The organism is Dactylosporangium sp. NPDC006015, assembly GCF_040614215.1.
Taxonomy (GTDB): Bacteria; Actinomycetota; Actinomycetes; order Mycobacteriales; family Micromonosporaceae; genus Dactylosporangium; species Dactylosporangium maewongense.
Window position 1 is genome coordinate 147,568 of the sequence record NZ_JBEXUD010000019.1, and the last position, 16,216, is coordinate 163,783.

Below are 16,216 nucleotides of genomic sequence, written 5' to 3' on the forward strand. Positions count from 1 at the left end.
GCTTAACCGCCAAGAGCAAAGAGCACGGACCACGGTGTGGGCCCCGGTGAAGACGCTGGGGCCCACACGCACAAAGCCCAAGCCGTACACACGAAACCCAAGCGAAAGCGAGCACCTGTGCGCACTGTGGTGAAGCTGGTGGCGTCGACGATCGTCGGCTCCATCGCCGCCGGTGGCCTGAGCACGGCGGCCCACGCCGCGGGGCCGGCGGTCAGCGGGGTCACGCCGAAGAACGGGACGACCGGCGTCGCCGTCGGCGTCCGCCCGACGATCAGCTACGGCGACGCGGTCGACCCGACGGCGATGCGGTACTCGTTCGTCAAGACCAGCGGCGGCGCATCGGTCGCGAGCTATTACGCGTACGACGCGCCGACGCACACGTTCACGTTCACCCCGCGCGCCGCGCTCGCCGAGCAGACGAAGTACACGATGACGGTGAAGGTCAGCACGTCGACCTACACGTGGTCGTTCACCACCGGGGTCACGGACAGGACGGCGCCGAGCGTGCCGGGCGCGCCGAGCGTCGCGGACGTCACCACGACGGGCGCGACCGTCAGCTGGGGCGCCTCCACTGACGCCGTCGGCGTGACGGGCTACCAGGTGTTCGACAACGGCACCCTGAAGGCGACCGTCACCGGCACCTCCACGGCGCTCGCCGGCCTGGAGCCGGGCACCGCGCACAGCGTGACCGTCAAGGCGCTCGACGCCGCCGGGAACGCGTCCGCGGCGTCGGCAGCGGTGGCGTTCACGACCCTGACGCCGCCGCCGGCGCCGGACACGGCCGCACCGACCGCCCCGGGCGCCCCGGTCGCGAGCGCGCTCACGTCGACCGGCGTGACGCTGACATGGCCCGCGTCGACCGACAACGTGGGCGTCACCAAGTACACGGTCACCGGCGGCCCGGAGGTCGTGACCAGCACCGTCAACAGCGTCACGCTGACCGGCCTGTCGCCGCTGACCGCGTACTCGTTCAAAGTCACCGCCGAAGACGGGGCGGGCAACACGTCCCCGGCGTCGCCGAGCACGGTCGTGACGACCCCGGCCACGCCGGTCGCGAACGGCGTCAACGGCGCCGGCATCCCCGGCTCGACCGGCAAGACGCTGGTGCTGTACGACACCACCGGCCCGTACGGCTTCCTCGGCGAGCTGTACGCGACCGCCGCCGCGAACCTCAGCTCCCACTTCGGCGACTGGACCGCGCAGCCGGTGACCAGCTACGCCGCCGGTGAGCTGGAGCAGTTCCAGGCCGTGGTGTACCTGGGCAGCACGTACGACGAGCCGCTGCCGCTCGCGTTCCTCGACGACGTGACCGCGACCACCAAGCCGGTCGTGTGGATCTACGACAACATCTGGCAGCTGACGGCCCGCGACCCGAACTTCGTGGCCAACCGTGGCTTCACGTGGACCGGCTTCGACGTGTCTTCGGTGTCGACGGTGAACTACAAGGCGAAGACGTTCACCCGGGACCCGCAGAACGGCGCCGGCATCATGAACACCACGATCAGCGACGCCACCAAGGCGACGCCGGTCGCGACCGCGGTCCGCGCCGACGGCACGACGCTGCCGTGGGGCGTGCGGTCCGGCAACTTCACCTACCTCGGCGAGATCCCGTTCTCGTACATCAGCGCCGACGACCGGTACGTCGCCTTCTCCGACTTCCTGTTCGACGTGCTCGCGCCGTCGACCGCGGAGCGGCACCGCGCCCTGGTGCGCATCGAGGACGTCGGCCCGGACGCGGAGCCGAGCGAGCTGCGGGCGATCACCAACTACCTGTACGGCAAGAACATCCCGTTCTCGGTGGCCGTCTACTCCCGCTACCGTGACCCGCTGGGCTCCGGCACGGGCGGCACGGCCGAGGACTACACCCTCGCCGACCGGCCCCAGGTCGTCGCCGAGCTCAAGTACATGCAGTCGCACGGCGGCACGCTGCTGATGCACGGCTACACGCACCAGTACGAGAGCATGATCAACCCGTACAACGGCGCCAGCGCGGACGACTTCGAGTTCTACTCCGCGCACGTCGACCCGGTCACCAACTACGTGATCTACGACGGCCCGGTGCCGGCGGACTCGCAGGCCTGGGCGCAGGGCCGCATCGACGGCGCGTTCGCGGCGTTCAAGGCGGCCGGCCTGGCCGCGCCGACCATCTTCGAGTTCCCGCACTACGCCGGCTCCGACGCGTCCAACAGGGCGGTCGCGGCGACGTTCAAGACGCGGTACGACCGCGGTCTGTACACCTCCGGCGCGCTGCGCGGCGGGGCGCTGGACAACAGCCGCATCTTCGGCCAGTTCTTCCCGTACACGGTGCGCGACATCTACGGGGTGCTGACCGTGCCGGAGAACATCGGCAACATCGAGCTGGAGCCGTTCAACAACCACCCGGCCCACCTGTCGGCGGACATCGTGAAGTCCGCGCAGCTGAACACGGTCGTGCGGGACGGTGTGGCGAGCTTCTTCTTCCACCCGTACGTGCCGCTGAGCTACCTGCAGGAGACCGTCACGGGCATCCAGGCGGCGGGCTACACGTTCGTCGCGGCAGGGTCCATGTAGTCACCACGGCAACACCCAGTAAGGCCGGTGCCCCCAGCGCCGGCCTTTCTGGCTGCCCGGGGGACAGATCCGCACCCCGATTGCACCTAAATTCGACATGTCAGCAAAATTCAGCGCTTGTACCGCAGGAGGCCCGCGTTGGTAGCGTCCCTGGAGATCTCCGAGGAGCCGGCGACGGCGACGGCTGAGGAGACGAAGCCGCGTCGCAACCCGAAGCTCGCCGCCGGTGCGGCCCTGCTCGCCGTCGCGGCCGGTGTCATCGGCTGGCAGGCCCCGCGGGTCGTCGACATGCTGACGAAGCCCGCGTACCTGGGGGAGCCCGCCGCCAAGGTCGCCGCCGACCTCGGCTGCGACAACTACACCCAGGCGACCACCCACGACGAGTCGGTGTACCGCTTCCACGACCAGGGCACCTGCTCCCTGGAGGGCACCGTCGTCACGATCACCACGTTCGACCGGGCGAGCGACGCGCAGGCGTTCGAGTCGGTGATGAAGGCGCTCATCCCCGTCGTCCACCCGACCTGGCAGGGCGCCACCTACGCGGCCGGCGAGGGCTGGAACGTCGCCGACGCCCGCAACCTCACCCCCGAGACCGCCACCCTCGTGGTGCAGCGCCTCGGCACCGGCGCCACGAAGGTCATCCCCTTCCCGAAGGGCTGAGCGCCGTCCCCGTGGTGACCGGCGCCGCGAAGTCGATCGGGTGGTCGAACTGCCACCGCCACTTCGCGGGGTTGGCGAACAGGCGCATCATCGGCGGCATCAGCAGGTCGCGCAGGATCCGCGCGACCGGACCGGCGGCCTTGTCGCTGTTCGTGCGGGCCGCGGTCGCGATCACCCGCTCGACCCGGGCGCGCCGCAGTTGCTCGTACGCCGTGAACGCCGCCGGCACGGGAAGGTCGCGCAGGCAGCGGGCGAGCTGCACGGCGCTCTCGATGGCGAGGGACGCGCCCTGCCCGGAGCTGGGCGAGGTGGGGTGCGCGGCGTCGCCGATGAGGACGGCCCGGTCGCGGTGCCACACCGGCACCGACGGGATGTCCTCCAGGCCGCCGGTGACGACGAGAGCCGCCGGGTCGGTGCCGCGGATCAGCGCCACGGCGGGGATCCGGTCGCCGGCGAACGCGTCCGCGAGGATCGGCAGCCACTCCTCGCGGCTGAAGGTCGCACCGTACGACGGATCCTTCGACGGCAGGTTGACGAACCAGCCGCTGTCCCCACCGGCGGTCACCTGGTAGCCGAAGAACGCGCGCCGGCCGAAGACCAGGTGCATCTTGTCGCCGGTCGGGGCCACCCCGGCCGGGCCGCAGCGGGCGCCGAAGCCGAGCAGCCCGACGTAGCGGGGCGAGGGCGCGGACGGGTCGATGAGCCGGCGCACCGTGGAGCGGATCCCGTCGGCGCCGATGACGACGTCGGCCTCGGCGGTGCTGCCGTCGGCGAAGCCGGCGACGCCGCCGCGCACCGAGACCAGGCGCTTGCCGTGCACGATGCGGACGCCGCGGGCGACGGCCTCGTCGTAGAGGGCGCGGTAGAGCTCGTGCCGCCAGACCAGCTGCATCGGCGGCAGGTCGTCGAACGAGCCGAACTCGGCGAGCCGCTTGCCAGTCCAGCTCTGCATGACCATCCCGGACATCGGTGTGCCGACCCGCTCCACGACGTGGTCGGCGTCGACGGCGGCGAGGGCGGTGCGCCCGTTCGGCGCGATGCTCAGCGCCCCGCCGACACCGTCGGCGAAGCCGTCGTGCCCCTCGTACACGGTGGCGGCGATGCCCGCCTTCCGCAGGGCGAGCGCGGCGACCGGGCCGGCGATGCCGCCGCCGACGACGATCGCGGACGTGACAGTTCCCATGACGAACCCCCGACGAGACGATTGGTTGACACCAACTATCCGCCGCTGACTAGTCAGAGTCAACTATTTCGCGTCGTGGTACGCGGCCCACATGGGACGCCAGCCGTCGGCCGGGTCGGTGATCTGTTCGATGAACCGCTCGACGAAGGCGATCTCCGCGTCGAGCAGGCCCAGCCGGTACACCTCCTCGATCAGGAACAACGGGTGCGGCTCGGTGCCCCCGGCCAGCTCCGCGGCGGTCGCGCGGTCGGTCCGCAGCCGGGACAGGCGCTCGCGCAGCAGCTCGACGACGACGTCCGGGTGCAGGGCGCTGACCAGGGACAGGGCGGACCCGAACGCCGGGTACTCGTGCCGCGGCACGCCGACCAGGTCGCGCAGCCACCCTTGCAGCTCGGCCCGCCCTTCGGGGGTGATGCCGTAGACGGTCCGCTCGGGACGCTGCCCTTCGCGGGTCGTCTCCTGCTCGGCGATCAGGCCGGCCTTCAGCAACTGCTCGACCACCATGTACACCGAGCCGTGGGTGAACTTGATGCTGCGGTCGTCGCCGTGGTTGCGCAGGGTCTTGGACAGCTCGTACGGGTGCATCGGCCGCTGGCTCAGATACGCCAGCACCGCGAGCGCCAGCAAATTCTTCCGGTTGCTCATCCGATTTCTTCTAGAGCGAGGTCGTCCAGGACGACCCGCCCCGCGCCGACGTTCTCCTCGAGGTGCTCCAGGGAGGCGGTGCCCGGGATGAGCAGCGTGTTGGGCGCGATCGCGAGGATCCAGGCCAGGGCGATCTGCGCCGGGGTGGCGTCGAGGCGCAGCGCCGCGGACTTCACCGCCGGGTGGCCGAGGACCCGCTCCCGGCCGAACGCCGCGCCCAGCGGGAAGAACGGCACGAAGGCGATCCCGCGGTCCGTGCACGCGCGCAGCACGTCCTCGCCGCCGCGGTCGACCAGGTTGTACGGGTTCTGCACGCACGCGACCGCGGTCCGGGTCAGCGCGTGCTCGAGCTGGGCGAGGGTGATGTTGCTGAGCCCGACGGCGCCGATCAGCCCCTCGTCGCGCATGGCGATCATCGCGTCGAGCTGGGCGTCGAAGTCGCCGTCCGGGCCCGTCACCCGCAGGTTCACCACGTCGAGCCGCTCCACGTCGAGGGAGCGCAGGTTGTCCAGGACCCCGGCGCGCAGCTGCTCGGGCTCCTGCGCCGGCAGCCAGCCGCCCTTGTCGTCCCGCGCCGCGCCGACCTTGCTCACCAGCACGAGGCGGGAGTCGTACGGGTGCAGCGCCGAGCGCAGCAGCTCGTTGGCCACGTCGGGGCCGTAGTACTGCGCGGTGTCGATGTGGTCGACGCCGAGCTCGACCGCGCGCCGCACCACGGCGAGGGCCTCGGCACGGTCCCGGGGCGGCCCGAAGGCACCCCGGCCGGGCAGCTGCATCGCCCCGAAGCCGATGCGGTGGACGGTCCGGTCACCGAGCTGGAATGTCTTCACGCAGCCAGCCTACGACGGCGGTCGCGCACGACATCTGCACATCTCGCACACCTGCTCGCCCCCGGTCGATGCCTACCGTCGGTGCCATGCGGGTGCTGATGATTCTTCCGGCCCTGACCGAGGCGACCAGCCCACTGTTCCGGCCGATCAAGTACAGCCTCTTCCCACCGCTCGGCCTCGCGACCCTCGCGGGCTACCTGCCCGGGGACGATGAGGTGCGCATCGTCGACGAGCACGTCGAGCACGTCGAGCGCTTCGACCCGGCCCTCGCCGACCTGCCCGACCTCGTCGTCATCCAGGTCTACATCACCTCCGCGCGGCGCTCCTACGAGCTGGCGGACTGGTACCGGGCCCGCGGCGTGTTCGTCGCGCTCGGCGGGCTGCACGTCACGTCGTTGCCGGACGAGGCCGCCGCGCACGCCGACAGCGTCTTCTGCGGGCCGGGCGAGGACACGTGGCCCGCCTTCCTGGCCGACCTGCGACAGGGGACCACGGCCAAGCGGTACACCTCGAAGCAACGCACCCTCGCGGGACTGCCGCCGATCCGGCGGGACCTCATCAAACGCCACCGCTACCTGGTGCCCAACTCCATCGTCGTGTCGCGGGGCTGCCCGCACCACTGCGACTTCTGCTACAAGGACGCGTTCTTCGAGGGCGGGAAGTCGTTCTACACGCAGGCGGTCGACGACGCGCTCGCCGAGATCGACCGGCTGCCGGGGCGCCACCTGTACTTCCTCGACGACCACCTGTTCGGCAACGCGCGCTTCGCCACCGAACTGTTCGAGGGGATGCGCGGCGCGGGCCGGGTGTGGCAGGCGGCCGGCACCGTCGACTCGATCCTGCGGCCGGGCCTGCTGGAGCGGGCCGTCGACGCGGGCCTGCGCAGCCTCTTCGTCGGCTTCGAGACCATCAACGCCGGGAACCTCGCCGAGCAGCGCAAGCGGCAGAACGTCGGGCGCGACTACGGCCAGGTCGTGCGCCGGCTGCGCGACGCGGGCGTGATGGTGAACGCCAGCTTCGTGTTCGGCATGGACTCCGACGGGCCCGACGTGTTCGACCGCACCGTGGACTGGGCGGTGCGGCAGGGGATCGAGACCGCCACGTTCCACATCATGACCCCCTACCCGGGCACCGGCCTCTTCCGCCGCATCGAGGCCGAGGGCCGGATCGTGCACCGTGACTGGGAGTTGTACGACACCCGGCACGTCGTCCACGAGCCGCGCGGCATGACCGCCCGGCAGCTCGAGGACGGCTACTGGCGGGCCTACAAGGACTTCTACCGCTGGTCCAACCTCTGGCGCGGCGCCTCCGCGAAGCCGCGGCCCGGCGACCGGCTGCGGCATCTGGCGTACGCGGGCGGGTGGAAGAAGTTCGAGCGGGTGTGGGACGTGCTCATCCGGTCCGGGCAGGTGCTGCACGCGCTGCCGCTGCTGGAGACGGCGCTGTCCAGCTTCGGCACCCGGTCCCCGGGTGGGACAATGCGCGGGGACCTCCTGGAAGGGGCAGTGGATGACCGTCGCGGTGCTGGGGACCGGGATCATGGGCGCGGCCGTCGCGCGGAACTGGCTGCGGGCCGGCGTCGCGGTGCGGGTGTGGAACCGCACGGCTGAGACCGCGGAGGCCCTGGCGCCGGACGGCGCGGTCGTCTGCGACACGCCCGCCGCGTGCGTCGACGGCGCCGACGTGGTCGTGACCGTCCTGTTCGACGCCGCGTCGGTGGCGACGGTCATGACCGCGGCGGCGCCCGCGCCCGGCACCCTGTGGCTCCAGCTGAGCACCGTCGGCGTGCCCGGCGCCGACGACCTCGCCGCCCTGGCCGCCGAGCTCGGCCTGGTGTATGTCGACGCGCCGGTCCTCGGCACCCGGCAGCCCGCGGAGCAGGGCAAGCTCAACGTCCTCGCGTCCGGCCCCGCGGAGGTGCGGGAGCGGGTCGAGGCGCTGTGCGCGCCGATCGCGGCCAAGGTCACCTGGCTCGGCGACGCCGGCGCCGGCAGCCGGATCAAGCTCGTCGTCAACAGCTGGGTGCTGACCGCCGTCGCCGGGCTCGCGCAGAGCGTCGCGCTCGCCGACGGCCTGGGCCTCGACCCGAAGCTGTTCCTGTCCCTGGTCTCCGGCGGGGCCCTGGACATGCCGTATCTGCACGCGAAGGCACCGTCCATGATGGAGCGTTCCTACCCGGTGGCCTTCCCGGTGAGCGGCGGGGTGAAGGACGCGGAGCTGGTCGGCGACCTCGCGTCGGCCGTCGGCGTCGACCGGTCCGTCGTGGACGCGGCGGCGGCGCTGCTGCGGACCGCCTCGGACCGGGGGTTCGCCGCCGACGACCTGGCCGCGCTGTACGAGGCCGTGCGGTCGCCGTCGTAGTGCGCCGCCGTGCCCTGCTCGGCATCGGTCTGGGGGCTCTGGCGGGCTGCACCGCCCGCCCGGCCCGCGGGACGCCTCGCGCCCCTGCCAGCCCTTCGCCGGTGTCGCCCTGGACGCTGCCGGTCGCCACGCCGTCGCCGTGGCGGACCGGGAAGTCGCGCGCCGACCGGCTGCGGGACGCCGTCACGCCGTTCCTGTCCTCGCTGATGTTCCCGGGCGGCGTGGTGTTCGCGGCCGTCGACGGGGCGGTGGTCGCGCACTTCGCGTTCGGCGACGCCGTCCGGTACGACGCCGCGAAGGTCGAGCTGCCCGCGGACCGGCAGGTCCCGGCGACCACGGAGACGCTCTACGACCTCGCCTCGCTGACGAAGACGTTCACCGCGGTGCTGGCGCTGCGCCTCGTCGAGCAGGGCCTGCTCGCGCTGGACGCCCCGGTGGCCGGGTATCTGCCGTCCTTTGTGGACAAGCCGGCGATCACCGTACAGATGCTGCTGACGCACACGTCGGGGCTGTCGAAGGACGTCCCGCTGGCCGGATCGACGCCCGCCGAACGGGTCGAGCACGTGCTGCGGGAGCCGCCGGTCGGACCGGCCGGCGGCGGCTACCTGTACGCCGACCAGAACTTCATCGCCCTCGGCGCGATCGTCTCCCGGCTGAGCGGCAAGCCGCTCGACCTGCTCGTCCGGGAGCAGATCGCCGGGCCGCTCGGCCTTGCCCGCACCGGCTACAACCCACCTTCGTCGCTGCCCACCGCCGCCACCGAGGGCGGGATCCGGGGGACGGTGCACGACCCGTCGGCGGCCGCGTTCGGCGGTGTGGCCGGGCACGCCGGGCTCTTCGCCACCGCCTCCGACGTCGCGCTGCTGGGCCGGGCGCTGCTGACCGGTGGTGGCCCGCTGCTGCGACCGTCCACAGTGGACCTGATGCGCGCCGACGCCAACCGGCGCTTCGGCCCGTCCGCCGCCCACGGGCTCGGCGTCGACGTCGACCAGGCCTGGTACATGGGGAAGCTCGCCGGCCGGGGCGCCTTCGGCCACACCGGCTTCACCGGCACGTCGCTGGTCTGCGACCCGGGCCGCCGCATCGTCCTCGTCCTGCTCACCAACCGCGTCCACCCCGATGCCAGCAGGGGCAGCAACAACCCCGCCCGCCGGGCTGTGGCCGACGCCATGCTGTCGTAGCACCGCGTCATGGGGTATCTTGGAGGGGATGTGATCCACTGACACCTCCCCGACCCGCGCCCGAGGCCACTTGCCCGGCGGGTTTCCGTTTACCCAAACGTCGGTGGTGTCCGCATGTCCTCTTCCGCCCTGCTCGCTTATGACCTCGTCCGCACGTACGGCACCCGCCGCGTGCTCGACGGCGTCTCCCTGACCGCATCGCCAGGCCACCGCATCGGCCTCATCGGCGAGAACGGCGCCGGCAAGTCCACCCTGCTGAGGCTGCTCGCCGGCGCCGAGGAGCCCGAGACCGGCACCGTCGTGCGCCCGGAGGACCTGGGGTACCTGCACCAGGAGATGCCGTTCGACGCGGACGCCACCATCGCCGACGTCCTCGACGACGCGCTGCGCGAGTCGCGCGCCGACGTCGCGGCGCTGGAGTCCCCCTCCTCGATGACGCTCGAGGAGTACGGCGTGGTGCTGGAGCGCGCTCAGCTGCACGACGCGTGGGACGCCGACCGGCGCGCCGAGCTCGTCCTCGACGGCCTCGGCCTGGGCGCGCTGGCGCACGACCGTCCGCTCGGCTCGCTCTCCGGCGGGCAGCGCGGCCGGCTCGCCCTCGCCGCCGTGCTCATCCGCCGCCCGGCGGCGCTGCTGCTGGACGAGCCCACCAACCACCTCGACGACGCCGCGGCCGCGTTCCTGGAGGCGCAGCTGCGTGACCTGCCCGGCGCGGTCGTCCTCGCCAGCCACGACCGCGCCTTCCTCGACGCCGTCTGCACCGACCTGATCGACCTCGACCCCGCCGTCGACGGCCCCACCCGCTTCGGCGGCAACTACACCGGCTACCAGGCTTTCCGTCTCGCGGAACGGGACCGCTGGCAGCGCCGCTTCGAGGAGGAGCAGGAGCAGCTCGACGAGCTGCGCCGGGCCGTCGCCGTCACGGCGCACCAGGTCGCCCCCGGCCGCGAACGCCGCGACAGCGAGAAGATGGGCTACGGCCACACCGCCGGCCGCGTCCAGCAGCAGATCTCCCGCCGCGTCCGCAACGCCGGCCGCCGCCTCGACGACCTCACCCGCACCCAGGTCCGCAAACCCCCTGCCCCGCTGCGCTTCAACGCCACAGCGCTCGCTTCGGCGTCGGCGGATGGTGTACTGGTGGCCGCCCGCTCCCTGACGGTGCCGGGCCGCCTCGCCGTCGACCGCCTGGACATCCTCGCCACCGACCGGATCCTCGTCACCGGCCCCAACGGCGCCGGCAAGTCCACCCTCCTGGCCGTCCTCGCCGGCCGGCTCCCGTCCACGGGCACCGTCGAGCGCCGCGGCGGCCTCACCGTCGGCCTCCTCACCCAGGACACCGTCTTCCCCGACCCGGACCGTACGGTGGCCGCCGTCTATGACCAGACCGTCGGCCCGGACCGCGCCGCGTCGGTGCCGCTGCGGTCGCTGGGCCTGATCGCCCCGCGCGACGTCGCCCGGCCCGTGGGGGAGCTGTCGGTCGGCCAGCGCCGCCGGCTCGCCCTCGCCCTGCTCATCGCCGACCCGCCGGAGCTACTGCTCCTCGACGAGCCGACGAACCACCTGTCCCCGACCCTCGCCGACGAGCTGGAGGACGCCCTGGGCCCCGGCCCCGGCGCGATCGTCGTCGCCAGCCACGACCGCTGGCTCCGCTCCCGCTGGCCCGGCCAGGAGCTGCGCCTGTGAACCGGGCTGCGCCTTGACCAGCGCTCGACCCGGCCGCCGCGCCGGCCGCGGGTTATGCCGGTGAACCGCGCTCGACCCAGATCTGGGTCCGGCTGCCGCGCACGGTGACGGCGCCGCCGGCGAAGAACTGCGCCAGGTCGTCCGCCGCGCCGAGCCGCTGCACCTCGCCGACCGGCGGGCCCAGGTCGGCGCTCACCGCCGCCCGGTACAGGTCCGTCGGGACGGCGGTCGGCTCGCCGTCCGCACCGGCGACGATCACCCCGCCCTCGTACTGGAACGGGTCGTGCCGCTTGTCGATCACCCAGCGGGTGTAGCTGCGCCCGCGTGGGAACCCGAGCCAGCCCTCCGGGCCGCCGGCGCGCACGTAGGCCTCCTGCATGGGCTGTCCAAGCTCGATGGGCCGCAAGCCGTCCGCGACGTAGACGGTGACCGGGTCGTCCGGCGGCCCGAAGTCCTGCCAGAAGCCGCGCTGGCCGTACGCCGAGCGGACCGGCGGCGCGGCCGGACCCACCGGTCGCCGATGGGCCCCGCCGCGCCCCAGAAACGCGCGGACCGTTTCGTCGACGGCGATGTGGCCGCCCGCGCCGTCCGAGTGGATGTCGGCGTACTCGAACCGCTGCAGCGTCCCGTCGCCACGCGTGACGATCTCGGTGACCGGCGCGCCCCACATTCCGGGCACCTCCAGGCGCGACACCGTGGTGGTGAACACGCCGGCGGGGGACTCGACGACCACCCAGTCGTCGCCCTCCACCTCCAGGCCGTCGAACGTCACCAGGCTGCCGTCCGCCGCCGCTCCCACCGGCAGGCCGAGCCGGCCGCCCGGGCCTCCGGCCGCGAGGTAGTACCCGTCGATCGGCTCCGGCACCGCCACCGGACGCGCCGACCGGTGCCAGTAGACGGCGCCGCGGGCGCACGGCAGCCGGAACGCGCGCAGCGGCGGAGGAGCCGGGTGGGGCTCGACCGGCCCCGACTCGTCGCCGAGCAGCGCCCGCGCGGTCGCGTGCGCCGCCCTGATCTCCGTCACCGCGTCCGGCAGGTCGCCGATCCACTCGGTGTCTGCCCTGAGCCGGCGGATCAGCGCCGCCGCCTTCCCCCGGTGCATGCTGCACAGGACCGCGACGGTCCGCGCCTCATCAGTGGCGAGCAACCGCTGCAGCAGCGGCACGGCCTCGTCGGGCGCGATGCCGGCCAGCAGGACCGCGGCCTCGTCGACGTCCTCGCGCAGCAGCCGGCGCGCGGCCGCCACTGGGTCGAGGTCGGTGAGGTGGGCCCTGGTCAGCGGCTGCCGGGGCACCACATGGTGGTTGACCTGCGTGGTGTGGTCCCCGATCGGCACGCCCTGCGCGTCTACGAACTGATGCGGGTCCACGCCTGCACCTGCTCCCCACGCACCGTGACCATCCCGTAGTCGAAGCACTGCGCCTGGTCCCCACCCGTGCCGAGCGGCTCGACGTCGCCGGTCGGTGCTCCGAGACCGTGGGCCGCCATGAAGATGGCGTGCGGGACCGCGAAACCCCCGGTGATCACGCCACCCTCGAAGCTGAATGGACGCCGTTCCGAGGAGCGGCGCCGCCGTGGAAAGCCGAGCCATCCCCCCGGACCCCCGGCTGCCTGATAGATGGCCTCGATCTGAGGGCTGAGGACCGCAGTGTCCTCCTGCCCGGCGACGTACACGACCACCTCGGCACGCGACGGCCCGAACCGCTGCCACGCCCCTCTCGTGCCATAGATCGACGAGACGGGGCGGGCGCGGTCGGCACACGCTCGCAGCTTCCTCCAGGGCGTGTCGCGCAACGCCGCACGGATGTCCTCGGCGACGACGAACACGCCGCCGAAGTCGTCGGTGTCGACGTCACCGTGCTCGAAGCTCTGCCGCCATCCGAAGTCGAGTCGCACGGCCTCCGAGAGCGGGGCACCGAGGAACTTCTTGCGATACAAGGGCAGTTCGGTGGTGAACGTCCCGTGCCCGGAGGTGACGACGACGAGGGAGTCCTCGAACTGCTGGCCGCCACCGCTGGCCGCACGCAGCGGGAAGCCGAGGCGGCCCGCCGGGCCGCCGGCCGCGTCGTAGTAGGTGAGGAACGGTCCGTGGACCGGCACGGCGCCGGCGTCCGGGCTCCAGTAGATCGTGCCGCTCGTGCAGGGCAGGCGGAAGCCGCGCGGGCCGGCCCGGGTGATCGCGCCGGCCTCGTCGCCGAGCGTGTCCCGCGAACTCCCATGCACCCGCCGGATGGCGGCGGTCGCGGCGAGCAGGTCCGCCAGCCAGGGAGCGGTGTGGGTCAGGCGGTCGATCAGCTGCTTCGCCTTCGCCGGGTGCATGCACGTCAGCACCGCAAGGGTGTGCTCCTCGCCGGCGGGCAGCATCGCCTCCAGCACCGCGACCGCGCTCGCACTCGTGGCGACCAGGACCGCGGCCTCGTCCGGGTCCTCGCGCAGCAGGCGGCGGGCGGCGCTCGCCGGGTCGAGCTCGGTCAGGTGCGCCGGGGTCAGCGGCTGGCGGGGGATCGCGAAGTGGTTCGTCTGCGTGTTGTGGTTGCCGACCTGCATCCCGCGGGCGCCGACATCACCGTCCGTCACTCGATGATTGTGCCGGACGGTGACCGGGGATCGACATACCGTTCCGGTCCGTCGCCGGTCGGATCATCGGGTGCCGCCGGCCACCTTTGGAAGATGGCCGGCGGCGGGGTGGCTCAGGCGGCGCGGCGGGCGCGGACGGCGGCGGCCAGGTCGGCCAGGAGGGTCTCCGTCGTGTCCCACGACATGCAGGCGTCGGTGACGCTCTTGCCGTAGACGAGCTCGCCGCCGAGGTCCTGCCGGCCCTCGACCAGGAAGCTCTCCAGCATGACGCCGGCGATACCGGCCTGGCCCGCGGCGACCTGCTCGGCGATCTCCCGTGCCACCGCCCCCTGGCGGACGTGGTCCTTGCCGCTGTTGCCGTGGCTGGCGTCGACCACGAGCCGCTGCGGCATGCCGGCCTTCTCCAGGCGCGCCAGGGCGTCGCTGACGTCCGCCGGGCCGTAGTTCGGGCCGGAGCGGGCGCCGCGGAGGATGATGTGGCAGTCGGGGTTGCCGGCGGTCTCCACGACGGCGGCGCGGCCGTCCTCGTCGACGCCGAAGAACACGTGGCGGCTCGCGGCGGTGTGGCAGCCGTCGATCGCGACCTGCACGTCGCCGTCCGTGGCGTTCTTGAAGCCGACCGGCATCGACAGGCCCGACGCCAGCTGGCGGTGGACCTGGCTCTCCGGGGTCCGCGCGCCGATCGCGCCCCAGGAGACGGCGTCGGCGATGTACTGAGGGCTCGTCGGCTCCAGGAACTCGCAGCCGACCGGCAGCCCGAGGCCGAGCACGTCCAGCAGGAGCCGGCGGGCCAGCCGCAGGCCCGTGGGCACGTCGAACGTCTCGTCGAGGCCGGGGTCGTTGATGAGCCCCTTCCAGCCGACGGTGGTGCGGGGCTTCTCGAAGTACACCCGCATCACGACGCACAGGTCTGCGCTGTGCTCGGCGGCGACGGCGGCGAGGCGGCGCGCGTATTCGACGGCGGCGACCGGGTCGTGCACCGAGCACGGGCCGACGACGACGAGCAGCCGGTCGTCGCCGCCGGTCACGATCGCGTGGACCTCGTCCCGGGATCGTCGGACGACCTCGGCGCGGGCGTCGTCCATCGGCAGCTCGGCCTGCAGCTCGCGCGGCGTGACGAGTGGCCGGTAGCCGGTGACGCGCAGGTTGCTGGTGTTCATGTCCCGTCCTCTTCTCAGGTGTGAGGCGGGTCCGGTGCTCCAGCCCGCCGTGTGACACGACAAAGGGCAGAGACGTTGGTCTCTGCCCTTGCTGGCTCCGGGTGATGTCAGGTCAGCGCAAACGCCCGCCGGCTCCACCCGGAGCCACGGTAAAGCGCCAATACGCCGTCATCACGCGGCCATCGTACGCCAAGAACACCGCGATGCACCCTCAGGCGGACCGCAGTTCGATCAACGTCACATCTGGCGGCGCGCCGACCCGCACCGGCGGACCCCAGAAGCCCGCCCCGTTTGTGACATAGACGGGCATACCGTCCACGGCGCCCAGGCCGCTGATCACCGGCTGGGACATCCGGGTCACATGGTGGAACGGCCACAGCTGCCCGCCGTGCGTGTGCCCGGACAGCTGCAGGTCGACGCCGCGGCGGGCCGCCTCGTGCGCCTGGACCGGCTGGTGGGCGAGCAGGACGACGGGCCGGGCCGGGTCGCGGCCGGCGAGCGCCAGGTCGTAGTCGGGCGGGTCGCCGACGGTGCCGCCGGTCGCGTCGTTGACCCCGGCGAGGTCGAGCCCGCCGAGCTCCACCCGCGCGTTGCGCAGCACCCGCAGCCCCAGCGTGCCGAGATGCTCGACCCAGTCCTCGTGCCCGGAGAAGTACTCGTGGTTGCCCGTCACGAAGTACGCGTTGCGCAGCGCCCGCAGCGGGGCGACGGCGTCGGCGAGGTCACCGACAGTACCGTCGACGAGATCACCGACCATGGCCACGATGTCCGCGTCGAGGGCCTCGACGGCCGCGACCACCCGCTCCGTGTGCGCCCGGCCGAGCAGCGCGCCGAGGTGGACGTCGGACACGAGCGCGATCCGGGTGCCGTCCATGCCGCGCGGCAGCTTCGCGAGGGGGATCTGGACCCGGCGGGTCCGCGGCGGGCCGAGCGCGGTGACCATCCCGGCGGCGGTGACGCCGGTCGCGGCGAGCCCGGCGGCGATCGCGGCACCGCGCGCCACCAGCAACCGCCGGCTCCGGTCCGCATCCTCACTCGTCGTTGCGTTTTCCGCTGATGTACGGCGTAAGCCGCGGACCCACGTCGCCAACCGGACCGGCAGCTCGAGGACGAGGAGCGCGAGGGACAGGTAGGCCGCTGCTGCGATCCACACGTAACCGGGCCAGCCGACGACGCGCTCGAACGTCATCTCGAACCGGCGCGGGAGCGCCCGGTTCCCGACGGCGGTGACGGCGAAGAGCAGCGCCAGCGCGCCCACCACCCAGGCGCCGATCCGCCGGGCCCGGGGGTGGCGGGTCGTGTCGCGCACCAGCCGCAGCCACAGGTACCCGTGCGACGCGGCGACGGCGACGAGGACCAGTCCGGCGAACAGCATCCGGCGATCGT

The 16,216-nt window shown here is 72.8% G+C and carries 13 protein-coding genes; 6 read left to right on the forward strand and 7 right to left on the reverse strand.

Annotated elements, in window-relative coordinates:
• Window positions 1–117: 117 nt before the first annotated feature.
• Together ABZ321_RS30790 and ABZ321_RS30795 are read left to right on the forward strand one after the other, a co-directional pair.
• Complete coding sequence (locus ABZ321_RS30790) at window positions 118–2,550, forward strand: DUF2334 domain-containing protein (protein WP_354897742.1); 2,433 nt, start codon at window positions 118–120, stop codon at window positions 2,548–2,550.
• 138 nt (window positions 2,551–2,688) lie between these two features.
• The gene (locus ABZ321_RS30795; RefSeq protein ID WP_354897745.1) at window positions 2,689–3,210 is read left to right on the forward strand and encodes a hypothetical protein; all 522 of its coding nucleotides are present in this window, start codon (window positions 2,689–2,691) and stop codon (window positions 3,208–3,210) included.
• On the opposite strand, the gene ABZ321_RS30800 is transcribed toward ABZ321_RS30795, so the two are convergent.
• The 3 genes from ABZ321_RS30800 to ABZ321_RS30810 form a co-directional block, all read right to left on the reverse strand.
• Window positions 3,188–4,393, reverse strand: a complete 1,206-nt coding sequence (locus ABZ321_RS30800) for an NAD(P)/FAD-dependent oxidoreductase (protein ID WP_354897748.1) — start codon at window positions 4,391–4,393, stop codon at window positions 3,188–3,190. The two genes, ABZ321_RS30795 and ABZ321_RS30800, sit on opposite strands and share 23 nt — an antisense overlap.
• A gap of 63 nt (window positions 4,394–4,456) precedes the next feature.
• On the reverse strand, window positions 4,457–5,038 hold the full coding sequence (locus ABZ321_RS30805) for a PadR family transcriptional regulator (RefSeq protein WP_344504202.1): 582 nt from the start codon (window positions 5,036–5,038) through the stop codon (window positions 4,457–4,459).
• Window positions 5,035–5,868: an oxidoreductase gene (locus ABZ321_RS30810; protein ID WP_344504203.1), complete on the reverse strand. Its 834-nt coding sequence runs from the start codon at window positions 5,866–5,868 to the stop codon at window positions 5,035–5,037. Before ABZ321_RS30810 ends, ABZ321_RS30805 begins: the two co-directional genes overlap by 4 nt.
• 86 nt (window positions 5,869–5,954) lie before the next feature.
• Here ABZ321_RS30810 and ABZ321_RS30815 point away from each other — a divergent pair, with 86 nt between their 5' ends.
• The 4 genes from ABZ321_RS30815 (at window position 5,955) to ABZ321_RS30830 (ending at window position 11,093) form a co-directional block, all read left to right on the forward strand.
• Entirely contained in the window at window positions 5,955–7,478 is a 1,524-nt protein-coding gene (locus tag ABZ321_RS30815) for a radical SAM protein (RefSeq protein ID WP_354897752.1), read from the forward strand.
• Window positions 7,378–8,229: an NAD(P)-dependent oxidoreductase gene (locus ABZ321_RS30820; protein WP_344504205.1), complete on the forward strand. Its 852-nt coding sequence runs from the start codon at window positions 7,378–7,380 to the stop codon at window positions 8,227–8,229. The genes ABZ321_RS30815 and ABZ321_RS30820 overlap by 101 nt, the downstream gene beginning before the upstream one ends.
• A 101-nt stretch (window positions 8,230–8,330) precedes the next feature.
• On the forward strand, window positions 8,331–9,410 hold the full coding sequence (locus tag ABZ321_RS30825) for a serine hydrolase domain-containing protein (protein WP_354897755.1): 1,080 nt from the start codon (window positions 8,331–8,333) through the stop codon (window positions 9,408–9,410).
• Between the two features lie 114 nt (window positions 9,411–9,524).
• Window positions 9,525–11,093, forward strand: a complete 1,569-nt coding sequence (locus ABZ321_RS30830) for an ABC-F family ATP-binding cassette domain-containing protein (RefSeq protein ID WP_354897758.1) — start codon at window positions 9,525–9,527, stop codon at window positions 11,091–11,093.
• 52 nt (window positions 11,094–11,145) lie between these two features.
• Here ABZ321_RS30830 and ABZ321_RS30835 read toward each other — a convergent pair whose 3' ends face one another.
• The 4 genes from ABZ321_RS30835 to ABZ321_RS30850 form a co-directional block, all read right to left on the reverse strand.
• Window positions 11,146–12,462 carry a hypothetical protein gene (locus ABZ321_RS30835; protein ID WP_354897761.1) on the reverse strand — a complete coding sequence of 439 codons (1,317 nt, stop codon included), beginning with the start codon at window positions 12,460–12,462 and terminating at the stop codon, window positions 11,146–11,148.
• Window positions 12,441–13,670, reverse strand: a complete 1,230-nt coding sequence (locus ABZ321_RS30840) for a hypothetical protein (protein ID WP_344504209.1) — start codon at window positions 13,668–13,670, stop codon at window positions 12,441–12,443. The genes ABZ321_RS30835 and ABZ321_RS30840 overlap by 22 nt, the downstream gene beginning before the upstream one ends.
• A 113-nt stretch (window positions 13,671–13,783) precedes the next feature.
• Window positions 13,784–14,830 (reverse strand): 3-deoxy-7-phosphoheptulonate synthase, encoded by a 1,047-nt coding sequence (locus ABZ321_RS30845; RefSeq protein ID WP_354897764.1) that lies wholly within the window; start codon window positions 14,828–14,830, stop codon window positions 13,784–13,786.
• A 211-nt stretch (window positions 14,831–15,041) separates the two neighbouring features.
• Window positions 15,042–16,205, reverse strand: coding sequence for a metallophosphoesterase (locus ABZ321_RS30850; RefSeq protein WP_354897767.1), 1,164 nt, complete (start codon window positions 16,203–16,205; stop codon window positions 15,042–15,044).
• Window positions 16,206–16,216: the final 11 nt, after the last annotated feature.